18 protein-coding genes are annotated in these 14,900 nt (G+C 68.1%); 11 read left to right on the forward strand and 7 right to left on the reverse strand.

The genetic code is table 11. From position 1 onward, the window contains the following. Positions 1 to 8 precede the first annotated feature (8 nt). Genes gndA through AU193_RS08220 form a run of 3 tightly spaced genes read right to left on the reverse strand, consistent with a single transcriptional unit; the run spans position 9 to position 2,905 of the window. Positions 9 to 1,478, reverse strand: coding sequence for an NADP-dependent phosphogluconate dehydrogenase (gene gndA / locus AU193_RS08210; protein WP_064421866.1), 1,470 nt, complete (start codon positions 1,476 to 1,478; stop codon positions 9 to 11). Positions 1,479 to 1,532: 54 nt separating this feature from the next. Further along, positions 1,533 to 2,474 carry a M56 family metallopeptidase gene (locus tag AU193_RS08215; RefSeq protein WP_064421867.1) on the reverse strand — a complete coding sequence of 314 codons (942 nt, stop codon included), beginning with the start codon at positions 2,472 to 2,474 and terminating at the stop codon, positions 1,533 to 1,535. A 14-nt stretch (positions 2,475 to 2,488) separates the two neighbouring features. Beyond that, positions 2,489 to 2,905: a BlaI/MecI/CopY family transcriptional regulator gene (locus AU193_RS08220; protein ID WP_064421868.1), complete on the reverse strand. Its 417-nt coding sequence runs from the start codon at positions 2,903 to 2,905 to the stop codon at positions 2,489 to 2,491. Between the two features lie 212 nt (positions 2,906 to 3,117). On the opposite strand from AU193_RS08220, the gene AU193_RS08225 reads away from it, so the two are divergent. After that, positions 3,118 to 3,894 carry a hypothetical protein gene (locus tag AU193_RS08225; protein ID WP_064421869.1) on the forward strand — a complete coding sequence of 259 codons (777 nt, stop codon included), beginning with the start codon at positions 3,118 to 3,120 and terminating at the stop codon, positions 3,892 to 3,894. A 150-nt stretch (positions 3,895 to 4,044) separates the two neighbouring features. Here the strand turns inward: AU193_RS08225 and AU193_RS08230 are convergent, their stop codons facing one another. Then, positions 4,045 to 4,437, reverse strand: coding sequence for a rhodanese-like domain-containing protein (locus AU193_RS08230; RefSeq protein ID WP_064421870.1), 393 nt, complete (start codon positions 4,435 to 4,437; stop codon positions 4,045 to 4,047). 63 nt (positions 4,438 to 4,500) lie between these two features. Between AU193_RS08230 and AU193_RS08235 the strand changes: the two genes are divergently transcribed. From AU193_RS08235 to AU193_RS08265, 7 genes are read left to right on the forward strand one after another with little or no spacing between them, the layout of a single operon-like run. Then, a complete protein-coding gene (locus AU193_RS08235) occupies positions 4,501 to 4,905 on the forward strand; it encodes a PaaI family thioesterase (RefSeq protein WP_064421871.1) in 405 nt (134 codons plus the stop codon). A 50-nt stretch (positions 4,906 to 4,955) separates the two neighbouring features. Further along, positions 4,956 to 5,258, forward strand: a complete 303-nt coding sequence (locus tag AU193_RS08240; protein ID WP_064421872.1) for an urease subunit gamma — start codon at positions 4,956 to 4,958, stop codon at positions 5,256 to 5,258. A gap of 8 nt (positions 5,259 to 5,266) precedes the next feature. Further along, a complete protein-coding gene (locus tag AU193_RS08245) occupies positions 5,267 to 5,581 on the forward strand; it encodes an urease subunit beta (protein WP_064421898.1) in 315 nt (104 codons plus the stop codon). Positions 5,582 to 5,609: 28 nt separating this feature from the next. Next, entirely contained in the window at positions 5,610 to 7,343 is a 1,734-nt protein-coding gene (locus AU193_RS08250) for an urease subunit alpha (protein WP_064421873.1), read from the forward strand. Between the two features lie 5 nt (positions 7,344 to 7,348). Beyond that, on the forward strand, positions 7,349 to 7,984 hold the full coding sequence (locus tag AU193_RS08255) for an urease accessory protein UreF (protein ID WP_064421874.1): 636 nt from the start codon (positions 7,349 to 7,351) through the stop codon (positions 7,982 to 7,984). Positions 7,985 to 8,006: 22 nt separating this feature from the next. Beyond that, positions 8,007 to 8,711, forward strand: a complete 705-nt coding sequence (ureG, locus tag AU193_RS08260; RefSeq protein ID WP_064421875.1) for an urease accessory protein UreG — start codon at positions 8,007 to 8,009, stop codon at positions 8,709 to 8,711. Beyond that, entirely contained in the window at positions 8,693 to 9,319 is a 627-nt protein-coding gene (locus AU193_RS08265; RefSeq protein ID WP_064421876.1) for an urease accessory protein UreD, read from the forward strand. The genes ureG and AU193_RS08265 overlap by 19 nt, the downstream gene beginning before the upstream one ends. Here AU193_RS08265 and AU193_RS08270 read toward each other — a convergent pair. The 3 genes from AU193_RS08270 to AU193_RS08280 all read right to left on the reverse strand — a co-directional run bounded on the left by AU193_RS08270 (position 9,316) and on the right by AU193_RS08280 (position 12,471). Beyond that, positions 9,316 to 10,689: an NAD(P)/FAD-dependent oxidoreductase gene (locus AU193_RS08270; RefSeq protein WP_064421877.1), complete on the reverse strand. Its 1,374-nt coding sequence runs from the start codon at positions 10,687 to 10,689 to the stop codon at positions 9,316 to 9,318. The two genes, AU193_RS08265 and AU193_RS08270, sit on opposite strands and share 4 nt — an antisense overlap. 113 nt (positions 10,690 to 10,802) lie before the next feature. Continuing rightward, positions 10,803 to 11,732, reverse strand: a complete 930-nt coding sequence (locus tag AU193_RS08275; protein ID WP_064421878.1) for an LLM class F420-dependent oxidoreductase — start codon at positions 11,730 to 11,732, stop codon at positions 10,803 to 10,805. A 67-nt stretch (positions 11,733 to 11,799) separates the two neighbouring features. Continuing rightward, the gene (locus AU193_RS08280; protein ID WP_064421879.1) at positions 11,800 to 12,471 is read right to left on the reverse strand and encodes an SDR family oxidoreductase; all 672 of its coding nucleotides are present in this window, start codon (positions 12,469 to 12,471) and stop codon (positions 11,800 to 11,802) included. Positions 12,472 to 12,608: 137 nt separating this feature from the next. Between AU193_RS08280 and AU193_RS08285 the strand changes: the two genes are divergently transcribed. From AU193_RS08285 to AU193_RS22770, 3 genes are all read left to right on the forward strand, one after another. After that, positions 12,609 to 13,412 (forward strand): ABC transporter permease, encoded by an 804-nt coding sequence (locus tag AU193_RS08285; RefSeq protein ID WP_064421880.1) that lies wholly within the window; start codon positions 12,609 to 12,611, stop codon positions 13,410 to 13,412. Then, positions 13,409 to 14,461, forward strand: coding sequence for a sulfate/molybdate ABC transporter ATP-binding protein (locus AU193_RS23805; RefSeq protein ID WP_371259168.1), 1,053 nt, complete (start codon positions 13,409 to 13,411; stop codon positions 14,459 to 14,461). Before AU193_RS08285 ends, AU193_RS23805 begins: the two co-directional genes overlap by 4 nt. 209 nt (positions 14,462 to 14,670) lie before the next feature. After that, positions 14,671 to 14,900: alanine and proline-rich secreted protein Apa (locus tag AU193_RS22770; RefSeq protein ID WP_216637271.1), on the forward strand; the 230-nt coding region annotated here is incomplete at its 3' end.

Here is a 14,900-nt window from a genome sequence, read left to right on the forward strand (position 1 = left end):
GCGAGGACTCAGGCCTGGACTTCGCTGCGATCCCCGCTCCACAGCGTGTGGAACCGCTCGGCGGGGTCGGCGTCGATGCGGCCGTAGGTGTGCGCGCCGAAATAGTCGCGCAACCCCTGGGTGAGAGCGGCGGGGAGGCGCTCCTGGCGCAATCCGTCGTAGTACGACAGCGCCGAGGAGAACCCGGGAATCGGAATGCCCAGTTCGGTGGCGGTGACGACGACGCGACGCCAGCTGTCGATCGCCGCCTCGATCGCGCTGCGGAAGTACGGCGCGACGATCAGCGTCGGCAGGTCGGGGTTCTCGTCGAACGCGTCTTTGATGCGGTTGAGGAACTTGGCCCGGATGATGCAGCCGCCGCGCCAGATCGTGGCCAGGTCGCCGGGGGTGACGTTCCAGCCGTACTCGGCGCTGCCCGCCTGGATCTGATTGAAGCCCTGCGCGTAGGCGATGATCTTCGACGCATACAGCGCCTGCCGGACGTCCTCGGTGAACTTCTCCGTCCCTTCGGCACTGGGCCGAACACCGAGTTCGCCGGAGGCGAGTCCGGTGGTGGCCTTGCGCTGGGTCACCGATCCGGACAGGGCGCGGGCGAACACGGCCTCGGCGATACCGGTCACCGGCACGCCGAGGTCGAGGGCCGATTTCACCGTCCAGCGCCCGGTGCCCTTCTGCTCGGCCTCGTCGAGGATGACGTCGACGAGCGGCTTACCGGTCTTGGCGTCGGTCTGGCGCAACACCTTCGCGGTGATCTCCACCAGGAAGCTGTCCAGGTCGCCGGAGTTCCATTCGTCGAACACGTCGGCGATCTCACCGGCCGACTTGCCCAGCCCGTCGCGCAGCAGCTGGTAGGCCTCACCGATCAACTGCATGTCGGAGTACTCGATGCCGTTGTGCACCATCTTGACGAAGTGGCCCGCGCCGTCCGGACCGATGTGGGTGCAGCAGGGGACACCGTCGACGTGTGCCGAGATCTCCTCGAGCAGCGGGCCCAGCGATTCGTACGACTCCGCCGGACCGCCGGGCATGATCGACGGCCCGTTCAGCGCGCCCTCCTCACCGCCGGAGATGCCGGCGCCGACGAAGTGCAGCCCGCGTTCGCGCATCGCCTTCTCGCGGCGGATCGTGTCGGTGTAGAGCGCGTTGCCGCCGTCGATGATGATGTCTCCTTCCTCCATCGCGTCGGCGAGTTCCTCGATCACCGCGTCGGTGGGGTCCCCGGCCTTGACCATGACCAGCACACGGCGCGGCCTCTCCAGCGCATCGAGGAATTCCGCGATGGTCTCGCTTCGCACGAAGGTTCCCTCGGATCCGTGCTGTTCGAGCAGCGCGTCGGTCTTGGCGATCGAGCGGTTGTGCAACGCCACGGTGTAGCCGTGCCGGGCGAAGTTCCGTGCGATGTTGGATCCCATGACGGCAAGCCCGGTCACCCCGATCTGAGCGGTACCGGTGGTCGATGCTGAAGCGTCAGAGCTCATTCGGGCAGCCTTTCGTTGTTTTGTTGTGGGATACGTGGTGCGCGCGGCCTGACCCTAAGCGGTGAACAACCGCTGCAGTTCGGTCAGCCATGGCAGCACGACCGCGACGGTCGGCACCACGAGCACCGCGGCCGCGGCCGCGTAGGCGCCCGCGGCCAGCGCCCGGCTGTTTGGCCGGCCCCCGAGCCTGCGCACCCGTAGCAGGGTGGTGGGCCCGCCCGCGGCAAGGGCACCCGACGGCGCACGGCCGGCTGCGCACGTGACGAGCGCACGGGCCAAGGGGGTGGGGCCGGCGCTGCGGACGGCCGCGTCGTCGGCCAGCATCTCGACCAGCAGCCTCACCGCGTCCAGCGCACTCCCGCTGCGGACGAACCGCGGGAACGCCGCGTTCACCGCGGTGAACATCTCGAGTACGAGATCATGCCGGGCACGCAGGTGCGCGCGTTCGTGAGTGAGGATCGCCGCGATCTCGTTGTCCGCCAATCTCGTCAGCGTGCCCCGGCTCACCACGACGCGGCTGCGCACCCCCGGCAGGCAGTACGCCAGCGGCTGGTCCACGTTCAGGATGCGAAGCCGGTCACCGGCATGGGCGTGGGCCCATTTCTGCGACTTGCCCACGAGGTCGACGACCATCCGGTGGTGGGCGCGACGGCGCCGCGTGGCGATCGCAACCTGCAACACCGCCGCGATCAACCGCGCACCGATCACCAGCGTCAGCGCGAAGACCACGACGTAGGCGATCCAGACCGGCCAGCCCAAGACGGCGATCTCGCTGGTGATGGTGGCCGTCGGCCGACCGTCGTGACCGGGCGCGAAAAGCCTGCTCGCGATTGCGATCCCGGCCGAGAACGCCGACAGGACGGCGGCCGACGCGATCGCCTGCCACAGGACGATGGCCGCTCGCGGTGCGCGGAAGGGCCAGGAAGCGCGCGCCAGGAGGGCGGGCACCGGTCCTGACAGGACCAGCGCCAGGACGGTGAAGGCCAGCGCGGACACGCTGCAAGTCTCTCTCAGCCGGTGCCCGCATTACCAGCGGGCGGCGCGACGCGAACCTTGCTTTCCAATTCGGCCAGTGCGCGACGCAACGCCGCGGCTTCATCGGCGCCGACCCGCTCGACGAAATGCACCAGCGCGGCTTCCCGGCTGCCGGAGTCGGCGACCTGGTCGAGCGCGTCGACCATAAGTCCTGCGACCAGTTCGTCGCGGCCGTGGGTCGGTGCATATCGGTGGGCGCGGTCATCGCGGTGCTGCACGACGAGGTTCTTCTTCGCCAACCGCTGCAGCACGGTCATGATCGTGGTGTAGGCCAAGTCGCGTTGGGCGGAAAGCGCCTCGTGAACTTGGCGCACCGTTTGGGGCTCGCGCGCGGACCACAGATGATCCATCACCGCGCGTTCGAGGTCCCCTAGACGCGTCAACTTCGCCATGGTCCGTTCATCTCCTAGAGGCTGTAGATCCAGCGTACTACGTCTTACTACCGTGCGTCGTAATTCGCCTGGCGGACAAGCCGCCACTGGCGTCGATCCCCATCCGCCCGTCGTCACCGCCATCCAGGCGGCGGTGTGAAAGCAGTCACAGGGTCTGGTCGTGACGCGCGTGGCTATAGTAAGCCTTACCTAACTTGAAAATGGGAGGCCCTATGACGGTGTTGGTCGACGATCCGCTCATCGCGAGCATGGCGATCAGCAGGACGCTGCCGCTGCATGAGTCGAGTCGGCGACTGCGCGGACTCTATCCCGAGTGTCCACGGGTCTACGGCGTCGCGGTGATGGGGGATCTGTCCCGGCGGCGGTGGTGGCCGCTGACCGATGCGTTGACCACGGACCGGCTGCAGGCGATGTTCGATCTGGCGGCCGAAGAGACCGACGGCCGTGCCGCGGTGGCTCACCAATTGGCGGCCACCCTGGCCCATGTGGTCGTCGGACGTGTCGTCCCGCTGGTCGTACTCGAAGGCCGCGCATGGGACACGGGCCTGGAAAACCTTTGGGTGCACGTCGATTCCGAAGGTGCGATCGATTGGGTCGGCGTCGTCGACCCCACGTTGCGGGCTCTGCCTGACGATCCGTACTTCGACCACGGCCCGAATCGCGTCGGGAGCTCGACACGTGAGGGCATTGTGGCGCTGCCCAGCGAGGCGGCGTTGACGACGTGGGTTGCACACCGCAGTCACCGCGCGCTCGCGCCGTTGTTCGCCAAGCTGGTCGAGATCAGTGGGGGCGCGATGTCGGTTGCCTCGATGTGGCATGTCGTGGGCGGGGCGGTGGTCGGCGCCGCCACGCAGGTGCCGCTGCTCGCCGGAACCAGCGAGTGGACGGGCATGCGGCGCGGGCAGGCCGTGCTCGACGCGCTCGTCGGCTTCGGACTTCCCGTGCGCGGCACCTCACGGACAATCGCAGGAAAGGTCTTGCTCAATTAGGCAAGCCTTCCCTATGCTTTGAGCAGAGATCGGAGAGAACCGCCGGACCGCGCCGGAGTCCTGAGGGCTGCAGAGACCCCCGGTCCACACGGAGGACGGGCCCCGCACATGGTGCGGGGCCCGTCCGCATTCACGTGAATACCGTGTGACTCAAGCGTTTTCGACGCCAGGCTTTTCTACGGCGCCACCGCTGTCGGCCCAGTCGCCGAAGGCGCCGAGGTTGTACACGTCCTGGTACCCGAGCTCTTTGAGTGCCTGACCCGAGAGCGCCGAGCGCCCGCCGGATGCGCAGTACACGATCACGGGCTTGTCCTTGGAGAAGTTCTGGTCGTGGTACGGCGACTCCGGGTCGGCACGGAACTCGAGCATGCCGCGGGGGACGTGGACGGCGCCCGCCACCTTGCCGCTCTTGTCCAGTTCGGGTGCGTCGCGGACGTCGACGACCAACGCTCCTTTGGCGATCAGATCCTTCGCCTCGTCGTGGGAGATCTTCGGCACCACGGCATTGGCGGCTTCAACGAGTTCTTTTGCGGTCTTGGCCATGGCTGACCCTAACTCCGATGACCCGGGGCGGTCACGGTGTCGGACAGCGTGTAGACACGTTCCGTGACTTCCGACCTGCCTTCCGACCTGGGTAAGGGCTTCGACACCGAGCTCGGTCTGACCTATCTCGAACTCGGTCCCGACGGTGGCCGTGCACAGCTGACGGTCACGGACAAGCTGCTGCAGCCCTATGGCATCGTGCACGGCGGCGTGTACTGCTCGATCGTCGAGAGCCTGGCGAGCGTGTCCGCCGCGGTCTGGCTCGCCGACAACGGCGGCGGGAACGTCGTCGGCGTCAACAACAACACCGACTTTCTGCGGGCCATCTCCGCGGGGTCCGTCACCGCGGTGTCCACTCCGATCCACCGCGGCCGGCGTCAGCAGCTGTGGCAGATCACCATCACCGACGACAACGACAGGCTCGTCGCGCGCGGACAGGTGCGGCTGCAGAACCTGCCCGCCGGGTAAGACTTCGCGTGCGCTGCTGATCGGCATGCTCCGTGGCAATATCGGCCACTATGCGTTTATCCCCGCATGAGCAGGACCGCCTGCTGATCTCCTACGCCGCCGAGCTCGCGCGGCGCCGGCGGGGTCGTGGCCTCAAGCTCAACCACCCGGAAGCCGTCGCGCTGATCACCGACCACCTCCTCGAAGGCGCCCGCGACGGGCGCACGGTGGCCGAGCTCATGGCCAGCGGCCGCGAGGTCCTCGGCCGCGACGACGTCATGGAGGGCGTGCCCGAGATGCTCGAGGACGTTCAGGTCGAGGCGACCTTCCCCGACGGCACGAAGCTCGTCACCGTCCACCATCCGATCCCGTGACCGGACCGATGGTGCCCGGCGAGATCCTCTACGGCGACGGCGAAATCGAGATCAACGCGGGCGCCGAGCGACTCGCGATGCAGATCGTCAACACCGGGGACCGGCCGGTGCAGGTCGGCAGCCACGTCCATCTACCGCAGGCAAACGCGGCGCTGTCCTTCGACCGCGCGGCCGCGCACGGCCACCGACTCGACATCCCCGCGGGCACCGCCGTGCGGTTCGAACCCGGTGTCGTCCAGACCGTCTCGCTCGTCCCGCTCGGAGGAGCCCGTGAGGTGCACGGGTTGAACCTGGACCCGCCCGGCCGGCTGGACCCGCGATGAGCACATCCGCCGAGAGCAGAGGAGCCCGATGACCCGGTTGCCACGCGCCAGGTACGGGGCCCTGTTCGGGCCGACCACCGGCGATCGCATCCGTTTGGCCGACACCGACCTGCTCATCGAGATCACCGAGGACCGCAGCGGGGGACCCGAACTCGCCGGAGACGAGGCCGTCTTCGGTGGGGGCAAGGTGCTGCGCGAGTCCATGGGCCAGGGGCGGGCGACACGCGCGGACGGGACTCCCGACACCGTCATCACCGGCGTGGTGATTCTCGACTACTGGGGAATCATCAAAGCGGACATCGGGATTCGCGACGGCCGCATCACCGCGATCGGCAAGGCGGGCAACCCCGACATCATGCCGGGGGTACATCCCGACCTCGTGGTCGGGCCGTCGACGGAGGTCATCGCGGGCAACGGTCGCATCGTCACCGCCGGCGGCATCGACTGCCATGTGCACCTGATCTGCCCCCAGACGATGGCCGAAGCGCTCGGCGGCGGCATCACCACGATGATCGGGGGCGGTACCGGCCCCGCGGAAGGCAGCAAGGCCACCACCGTCACCCCCGGCGCGTGGCACCTGGCCCGCATGCTCGAGTCGCTGGACTCCTGGCCGGTCAACATCGCGCTGCTCGGCAAGGGCAACACCGTCAGCGCCGAGGCCATGTGGGAGCAGTTGCGCGGCGGCGCTTCGGGATTCAAACTGCACGAGGACTGGGGCAGCACGCCTGCCGCGATCGACGCCTGCCTCACCGTGGCCGACGCATCGGGCGTACAGGTCGCATTGCATTCGGACACCCTCAACGAGGCGGGCTTCGTGGAGGACACCGTCGGCGCGATCGCCGGCCGCTCGATCCACGCCTACCACACCGAGGGCGCAGGCGGCGGGCACGCTCCCGACATCATCACCGTCGCCGCACAACCGCACGTGCTGCCCAGTTCGACCAACCCGACTCGGCCGCACACGGTCAACACGCTCGACGAACACCTCGACATGCTGATGGTGTGCCATCACCTCAACCCCAGCGTCCCGGAGGATCTCGCGTTCGCCGAGAGCCGCATCCGCCCCTCGACCATCGCCGCCGAAGACCTGCTGCACGACATCGGCGCGATCTCGATGATCGGCAGTGACGCACAGGCCATGGGACGCATCGGCGAGGTGGTCATCCGAACGTGGCAGACCGCGCACGTCATGAAGCGCAGACGCGGGGCGCTGCAAGGCGACAGTTCGGGGGCGAGGGCCGCCGACAACAACCGCGCGCGACGTTATGTCGCCAAGTACACGATCTGCCCGGCGATCGCGCACGGCCTCGACGCGGAGATCGGATCCATCGAGGTGGGCAAGCTCGCCGATCTGGTGCTGTGGGAACCCGCGTTCTTCGGTGTGCGGCCGCATGCGGTGCTCAAGGGTGGCATGATCGCCTGGGCCGCAATGGGAGACGCTAACGCGTCGATCCCGACGCCGCAACCCGTGCTGCCGCGTCCCATGTTCGGCGCGGCGCCGTCCGCCGCGTCCGCCACGTCGGTGCACTTCGTCTCGCAACAGGCCGTCGACGACGGACTGGCCGACCGGATCGATGTGAAACGGCGCCTCGTGCCGGTCAAGGATGTCCGCAACATCGGTAAGGCCGATATGCCGCTCAACGACGGGCTGCCTCGCATCGAGGTCGATCCCGACACCTTCACCGTCCGCATCGACGGAGACGTGTGGCAGGAACAACCGGCAGCCGAACTGCCGATGGCACAACGGTATTTCCTCTTCTGACGCCGATGACCAACCTCACCACGCTTATCGCACTGGCCGACTCGCGGTTGCCGACCGGCGGGCATGTGCACTCCGGCGGTGTCGAGGAGGCGGTCACCAGCGGGCTGGTCGCCGACGTGACAACGCTGCGGGCGTACCTGCGGCGACGCATCCGAACTCAGGGCCTCGTGACCGCCTCGCTGGCCGCCGCGGTGCACGTCGGGACGCTCGGGCCCGCGCAGGCAGACCGTGAAACCGATGCCCGCACACCGGCGCCCGCCGCCCGCCAGGCGTCACGCGCGCAGGGGCGAGGCCTCGTGCGGCTGGGTCTGCGGGTGTGGCCCGACGAAGACTGGAGCGTGCTCGGCGCGACCCCGCACTTGTCCGTTGCGGCGGGATGGGCCGGACGTGCGGCGGGGCTGACCGCTGAGCAGACCGCCCTCTCGGTGATTTACACCACGATGACGGGGTCGGCGACCGCCGCACAACGCCTGCTCGCGCTCGATCCCGGTGATGTCGCTGCCCTCACCTTCGAGCTGTCGGCGCTGTGTGACCAGACCGCCGCCGCGGCCGCAAAGGAGTTGGCCGACCTGTCCGATCCGTTGCTCGACGTGCTGGCGCAGCGCCACAGCAGGCGTGAGCGCCCCCTGTTCGTCTCGTAGTCCGCGCCCCGAAAGGATCACCATGCCTCCGCATTTCATCGACGGCGAGCCACACCACCGTCTCGAGCGACCTAAGCGCGCGCGGCGACCGGGGGAGCCGTTGCGCATCGGCATCGGCGGTCCGGTGGGTTCGGGAAAAACCGCGTTGGTCGCGGCGTTGTGCCGCCAGCTGAGCGACGAGGTGTCGCTTGCCGTGTTGACCAACGACATCTACACCACCGAAGACGCGGACTTCCTGCGACGCCACGCCGTGCTGCCCGACGACCGCATCGCCGCGGTGCAGACCGGCGGCTGCCCGCACACCGCGATCCGCGACGACATCACCGCCAACCTCGACGCCATCGACGACCTCATCGCCGCACATCACCACCCGGACGACCACCTCGACCTCATCCTCGTCGAGTCCGGCGGGGACAATCTGACGGCGACCTTCTCGTCGGGGCTGGTCGACGCTCAGATCTTTGTTGTCGACGTCGCCGGAGGCGACAAGGTTCCCCGCAAGGGTGGTCCCGGGGTGACGTACGCAGACCTGTTGGTGATCAACAAGACCGACCTCGCCCCGCTGGTCGGTGCCGACCTCGACGTGATGCGCCGCGATGCGGCCGCCGTACGCGGTGAACGCCCGTTCGTGATGATCTCTCTGACCCAGGATCCCGCCGCCTCGGCTGTGCTGAGCTGGGTGCGCGACCAACTCCGGGTGCCGGTCCAGTGCGATCCGGTGTGCTGATCGTCGCGCGGCGGGACCGCAGACCGCGCCTCGAGTGTGCGGGCGGTCTGGCCGCACGGCTCACCGGACCCGACACCGTCCATCTGGTGTCGGCGGCGGCGACCCCGTTGGGTGGCGACGTGCTCCATTTCCGCGTCGTCGTCGAGCCGGATGCTCGACTGAAGATACGCACCGCAGCCGCGACGGTAACCCTGCCGAGCACGAAGACCCTTGAATCTCATGCAATCTGGGAGATCGACGTGGCCGGGGAGTTGGACCTCGACCCGGAACCTACCGTCGTGGCCGCGAACTCGCGACACCACACCTCGGCCCGCATCGATCTCGGCGCCCGCGGACGCGTCAGGCTCCGCGAACGGGTACAGATCGGCAGATCCGATGAGCGGCAGGGGTTCTGGTCGGGATCGCTACACGCTGACGTCGACGGCGCACCGCTGCTGCGGCACCGCATCGAGTTGGGCAGGGGATCGGCCGCCGACGACGAGATCGGCGCACCGATGGCCGCAATCAGCGAACTGAGCTATCCCGACGTCGACACAGAGACAGCCGGGACGCCGCTGGCGTTGGCCGCGGGCGGCTGCCTGGCGACCTGGCAGGGTCCGCGGCTCTAGCCCGCGACCCTCTCGGTGTCGCGTACGCCCGCCGCGATCTCCTCGAGCTCCTCTATTCGGGTGCGGGCGTAGGCCTGCTGCTCGGTGATCGTGAGGTTGCCGCGCTGCGTCGACAGGAACGTCACCGTCCACGACACCAGCGTGGTGAGCTTGCGGCGGAAGCCGACCAGATACACCAGGTGCAGCACCAACCAGGCCAGCCAGGCGATGAAGCCGCCGAACTCCAGTGGGCCGATCTTGGCGACCGCGGAGAACCGCGACACCGTGGCCATCGAGCCCTTGTCGAAGTACTGGAACGGTTCGCGCTTCGCGGGGTCGGCGCCCTTGAGTTCGGCCCTGATTGCGTTGGCCGCGTACCGCCCACCCTGGATGGCGCCCTGCGCCTGCCCGGGCACGCCCTCGACATGGGCCATATCGCCCACCACGAACACATTCGGATGGCCGGGCAGTGTCAGGTCCGGGTTCACGAGCACGCGTCCGGCCCGGTCGACCTCGCCCTCGGACTGCTCGGCGAGGTCCCGGCCCAGCGGGCTGGCCTGCACACCGGCCGACCACACCTTCGTCGCGGACTCGATGCGCCGGATCGTGCCGTCGGAGTCCTTGACGGTGATGCCGTTTCGGTCGACGTCGGTGACCATGGCGCCGAGTTGGATGTCGACGCCCATCTTCTCCAGCCGGGCCTGCGCCTTTTTGCCGAGCTTCTCGCCCATCGGGGGCAGCACCGCGGGCGCCGCGTCGAGCAGGATCACCCGCGCGGTGGTCGAATCGATATGGCGGAACGCACCTTTGAGTGTGTGATCGGCCAATTCCGCGATCTGCCCCGCCATTTCGACACCGGTCGGACCCGCGCCGACCACTGTGAAGGTGAGAAGCTTCTCGCGCCGGGCAGGATCACTCGAACGCTCCGCCTGTTCGAAGGCGCTGAGGATGCGCGCACGCAGCTCCAACGCATCGTCGATGGACTTCATGCCCGGCGCCCACTCCGCGAAATGGTCGTTACCGAAATAGGACTGGCCGGCACCGGCGGCGACGATGAGCGTGTCGTACGGGGTGACGTAGGTGTGGCCCAGCAGCTCCGACTTGACCGTCTGGCTGGCCAGGTCGATGTGCGTGACATCGCCGAGGAGCACCTGGCAGTTCTTCTGCTTGCGCAGGATCATCCGTGTCGGCGGAGCGATCTCGCCGGACGGGATGATGCCGGTCGCCACCTGGTACAGCAGCGGCTGGAACAGGTGGTGGGTGGTCTTGGCGATCAGCTTGACGTCGACGTCGGCCCTTTTCAGCCTCTTGGCAGCGGTCAGCCCGCCGAACCCCGACCCGATGATGACGACCTTGTGCCGATCAGATGCAGTGGCTCCGGGATGGCTCATGCTGGGCTCCTCGACGGTGCTTCCACGTGCAGTTCACTACCCGTAACGGTAGCCGCCTGAACACCCGATCGGTGAACAGGTCTGTTGTGTTATATCCCACCCGTGGGCTCGGATTACCCGCCGAGCAGTGGTCGGAGCGCTTCGCCCACCGCGGTGACACGGCCGGGGTGGTACCCGTCGAGGCTCGTAACCGGGCTCAAGATCACCCCGTCGACGCCGGCGTCGAGGACCTTCGTCTTGATCTGCTCGGCGATCTGATCGGCACTGCCGAACACCGCTTGCTGTTTGTAGTCGTCGGGGATGATGTCCCCGGTGACGTTCTCGTCGACGATCGCGACGACGAGCATGCTGGTCTCGAGCGTCGCGGGGTCGCGGCCGATCTCTTCGCAGCGCTCCCGGACCGCCTGCACCTTTCGCGGCAGTTCGTCGAAGCCGGCGATGATGTTGAGATGGTCGAAGTGCCGGACCGCCAGCGGAATCGTCTTCTTCTCGCCGCTGCCGCCGATCATCAACGGAATGCGGTCCCGGAACCGTGGTTCGGCCATCGCCTCTTTGGTGCGGTAGTACTTGCCCTCGAACGTCGGGCGCTCGCCCCGCAGCATCGGCAGGATGATCTCCAACGCCTCGCCGAGCTTGTTGAAGCGGTCCGTGAAGGTGCCGAACTCGAATCCGAGGCTGTCGTGTTCGAGCTCGTACCAACCGGTGCCGATGCCGAGGACGGCCCGTCCCTGGCTCATCACGTCCAAAGTGGTGACCGCCTTGGCCAGCAGTGTCGGGTTGCGATAGGTGTTGCCGGTCACCAGGGTTCCGAGCTGGACCCGCTCGGTCGCCGTGGCCAGGCCGCCCAGTGCCGTGTACGCCTCGAGCATGGGCTGGTCCGGCGTGCCGAGGCCCGGCAGCTGGTAGAAGTGGTCCATCACGAAGACCGAGTCGAAACCGGCGGCCTCGGCCTCCTGCGCCTGAGCGATGACGGTGGGGAAGAGTTCGGGGACGCCCGTGCCGTAGGAGAAGTTGGGGATCTGGAGGCCGAGTTTGATGGTCATGGAAGCACGAAACCACACCTGAGTAGAGCGGGCACCCCCATCTAGCTTCGGGCGAACAGCGGAATACTCAGCCGAAGTTTGCGAGCGCGCCCTTGCTGACGTGCAGAACCTGACCGGTGATGTGCCGCGCCGCCGGTGTGGTGAGGAACAAGGCCAGACGGGCGATCTCCTCGGCGACCGGCGGGGGCGTGCGCGACAGACCTTCGTAGCCGGGCTCGGCGCTACGTCCCGAGGCCACCGCGTTGACGGTGATACCCCGCGTGCCGAAATACTCCGCTTGCCCGGCGGTCCAGTCCGCGAGTGCGGCCTTGACCGCCGCGTCCGCGCTGCCGACGACCGGGTTGTCGGGCACCACGTTGACGATCGAACCGCCCGAGCGCAGATGGTCACCGAGGATCTGCACCGTCAGCACGGCGGACACGACGGTCGAGTCGAGCGCCGCACGCCATGCCCTGGCCAGGTCGGACAGCGAATACGTGCGCGGATCGCCACCATCCCACCCGGGGGCGGGCACGTTGACGATCGTGTCGAGATGGTGAGGAAACTCTTGCCGGGCCGCTTCCAGGCTGTCGGGATCGGTGTTGTCGAGCGCGATCGCGTCGACGTCGAGTTCCTTCGCGGCGACCTCGAGTTCGTCCCGGCGGGCGCCCACGATCACGACGCGGTGACCGGCGTCCCGGAAGCCTTCGGCGATAGTGCGGCCCAGATCGGTGTCTCCTGCGGTGACGAGCACCTCCATCGCAAGGACCTTCCTGTCGTGTTGACGCTGAACGCAGCGATCCCCGGCAATGTTACTGGACAGTAGCTACAGCACGAAACCGGCGCGCAGGCGCATGTCCCATAGGGTTTGGGCTGTGATACGCGAGGCGGGACGGGTTGAGTAACTCGGCTGGTCTGCCGCGCTGGCTGTATCTACCCGCCGCGGTCGGCGCGCTGTTCGTCGCGGTCCCGCTCGTCGCGATCGCGGTCAGGGTCGACTGGCCGAACATCCTGCAGCTGATCAGCAGCGACTCCTCGGTCACGGCCCTGCTGCTGAGCCTGCGCACGGCGACCGCGAGCACCGTGCTGTGCCTGATTGTCGGCGTCCCGATGGCGCTGGTCCTCGCCCGCAGCGACAGCCGGGTGGTCCGAGCCGCGCGGCCCCTCATCCTGTTGCCGCTCGTGCTGCCCCCGGTGGTCGGCGGGATCGCGCTGCTGTACGCATTCGGCCGGCTCGGCCTGCTCGGGGGGTATCTGGAGGCCGCCGGTGTCGAGATCGCGTTCACGACGACGGCGGTCGTGCTCGCGCAGACATTCGTGTCGCTGCCGTTTTTGGTCATCGCGCTCGAAGGGGCCGCGCGCACGGCAGGAACCGGTTACGAAACGGTGGCCGCCACTCTGGGTGCCAGCCCATCTCGGGTGTGGTGGCGCGTCACGCTTCCCCTGCTGACCCCCGGCCTGGTCTCCGGCGCGGTGTTGGCATTCGCACGATCACTCGGCGAGTTCGGTGCGACGCTGACCTTCGCAGGCTCCCGCGAAGGCGTCACCCGCACGCTGCCGCTGGAGATCTACCTGCAGCGGGAGAGCGACCCCGACGCCGCGGTGGCGTTGTCACTCCTGCTTGTGATCGTGGCAGCCGTGGTGGTGCTGGGGTTGGGAAGTCGACGGTTGCGCGGTGACAGCGCATGGAGCGCGGCGTGACCGGCATCAGCGTTCGTGCCGTCGTCGAGCAGCGCGGCGTCGATGTCGCATTCGACGTCGACGCTGGTGAGGTGCTGGCCGTGCTCGGCCCCAACGGCGCAGGCAAGTCGACGATCCTGCACGTCATCGCGGGATTGGTACGTCCCGATGCCGGGGTCGTGCGTGTCGGCCGCCGGGTGCTCACCGACACCGGATCGGGCGTCCAGGTAGCGACCCACGATCGTCGCGTCGGCCTTCTGATGCAGGATCCGCTGCTGTTTCCGCATCTCGGCGTCGCCGCTAACGTCGCCTTCCCGCCCGCCGGCAGGCGCCCCGAGCACTGGCTCGCGCAGGTCGACGCGACCGGCCTGGCCGACCGCAGGCCGCGACAGCTGTCCGGGGGCCAGGCACAACGGGTCGCGCTGGCCCGTGCACTGGCGGCCGAACCCGATGTGCTCTTGCTCGACGAGCCGCTGGCCGGGCTCGACGTCGCTGCCGCGGCCGCGATGCGCAAGGTGTTGAGCAACGTGCTCACCTGCGACGGGCGGTCCGCGGTGATGGTGACCCACGACGTGCTCGACGTCGTCACCCTCGCCGACCGTGTGCTGGTACTCGAATCTGGCCGCATCGTCGAAAACGATTGTGCTGCAACGGTGTTAGCGACTCCGCGCAGCGACTTCGCCGCCCGGCTGGCCGGGATCAACCTGGTTCGCGGTACCGCGGGCGGCGACGGCGTCCTCACCACCCGGTGGGGCGCGGCGTGGCACGGGAGCCCGGCGTCGCAGGTGGCGGCGGGAGGACCCGCAGTTGCCCTGTTCCACCCCGCGGCGGTTGCGGTGTACCGCGAGCGCCCGCACGGCAGCCCCCGCAACACCGTGGAAGTGACTGTCGCCGAACTCGACGGCCGTGGCGCTGCGATTCGGGTGCGGGCCCAGGAGCAGCCCGACGGCGCCCCGGGGCTGGCCGCCGACATCACCGCTGACTCCGCGGCCGAGCTGAGGCTTGCTTCCGGCGAACGAGTGTTCTTCGCGGTGAAAGCGCAGGAGGTCTCGCTTCATCCGGCCCAGTAACGAAGACCGTCTCCCGCGCGAAGAACAGTCGAATCATCACCGGCGACAGCGGTTCGATCACCCCGTGCCACGCGCGGGGAAGCCGTGGTGCCAGCAAATCCCAACTTCCGCGTAAACAGTGATTATTATCCTCTCAGCTATGCCTTATTTATGCTCATTTTGAGCAATTCACACTTGCGTCACGGCGGTAACACGGTAGTTTCTTCCCCATGGATCAGCTGGACGCGATTTCACCCCCGCGCAGGGGGCTCTCCAGGACCTTGGCAATCGCGGCGGTGACCGGGGCAACCGCCATAGCACTCGCGCTGCCGACGGTAGCCCAGGCGCAGCCGGAGCCCGAGCCTGCGCCGCCCCCACCGCCGCCGACGGGAAACACCTTCATGCAAGGTCCTCCGCCGCCTCCGCCCCCGGGAGCGCCCCGCCACCCGGCGGCACGCGG

This window comes from Mycobacterium sp. GA-1285, assembly GCF_001499905.1.
Taxonomy (GTDB): domain Bacteria; phylum Actinomycetota; class Actinomycetes; order Mycobacteriales; family Mycobacteriaceae; genus Mycobacterium.

Excerpts from the sequence above, each read along its gene's own strand:
- ureG (WP_064421875.1), top strand. The coding sequence starts at position 8,007 with ATGCCTCCGCATTTCATCGACGGCGAGCCACACCACCGTCTCGAGCGA.
- AU193_RS08275 (WP_064421878.1), bottom strand. The coding sequence starts at position 11,732 with ATGACCATCAAACTCGGCCTCCAGATCCCCAACTTCTCCTACGGCACG.
- AU193_RS08225 (WP_064421869.1), top strand. The coding sequence starts at position 3,118 with ATGACGGTGTTGGTCGACGATCCGCTCATCGCGAGCATGGCGATCAGC.
- AU193_RS08270 (WP_064421877.1), bottom strand. The coding sequence starts at position 10,689 with ATGAGCCATCCCGGAGCCACTGCATCTGATCGGCACAAGGTCGTCATC.
- AU193_RS08250 (WP_064421873.1), top strand. The coding sequence starts at position 5,610 with ATGACCCGGTTGCCACGCGCCAGGTACGGGGCCCTGTTCGGGCCGACC.
- AU193_RS08245 (WP_064421898.1), top strand. The coding sequence starts at position 5,267 with ATGGTGCCCGGCGAGATCCTCTACGGCGACGGCGAAATCGAGATCAAC.
- AU193_RS08255 (WP_064421874.1), top strand. The coding sequence starts at position 7,349 with ATGACCAACCTCACCACGCTTATCGCACTGGCCGACTCGCGGTTGCCG.
- AU193_RS08220 (WP_064421868.1), bottom strand. The coding sequence starts at position 2,905 with ATGGCGAAGTTGACGCGTCTAGGGGACCTCGAACGCGCGGTGATGGAT.
- AU193_RS08240 (WP_064421872.1), top strand. The coding sequence starts at position 4,956 with ATGCGTTTATCCCCGCATGAGCAGGACCGCCTGCTGATCTCCTACGCC.
- AU193_RS08280 (WP_064421879.1), bottom strand. The coding sequence starts at position 12,471 with ATGGAGGTGCTCGTCACCGCAGGAGACACCGATCTGGGCCGCACTATC.
- gndA (WP_064421866.1), bottom strand. The coding sequence starts at position 1,478 with ATGAGCTCTGACGCTTCAGCATCGACCACCGGTACCGCTCAGATCGGG.
- AU193_RS08230 (WP_064421870.1), bottom strand. The coding sequence starts at position 4,437 with ATGGCCAAGACCGCAAAAGAACTCGTTGAAGCCGCCAATGCCGTGGTG.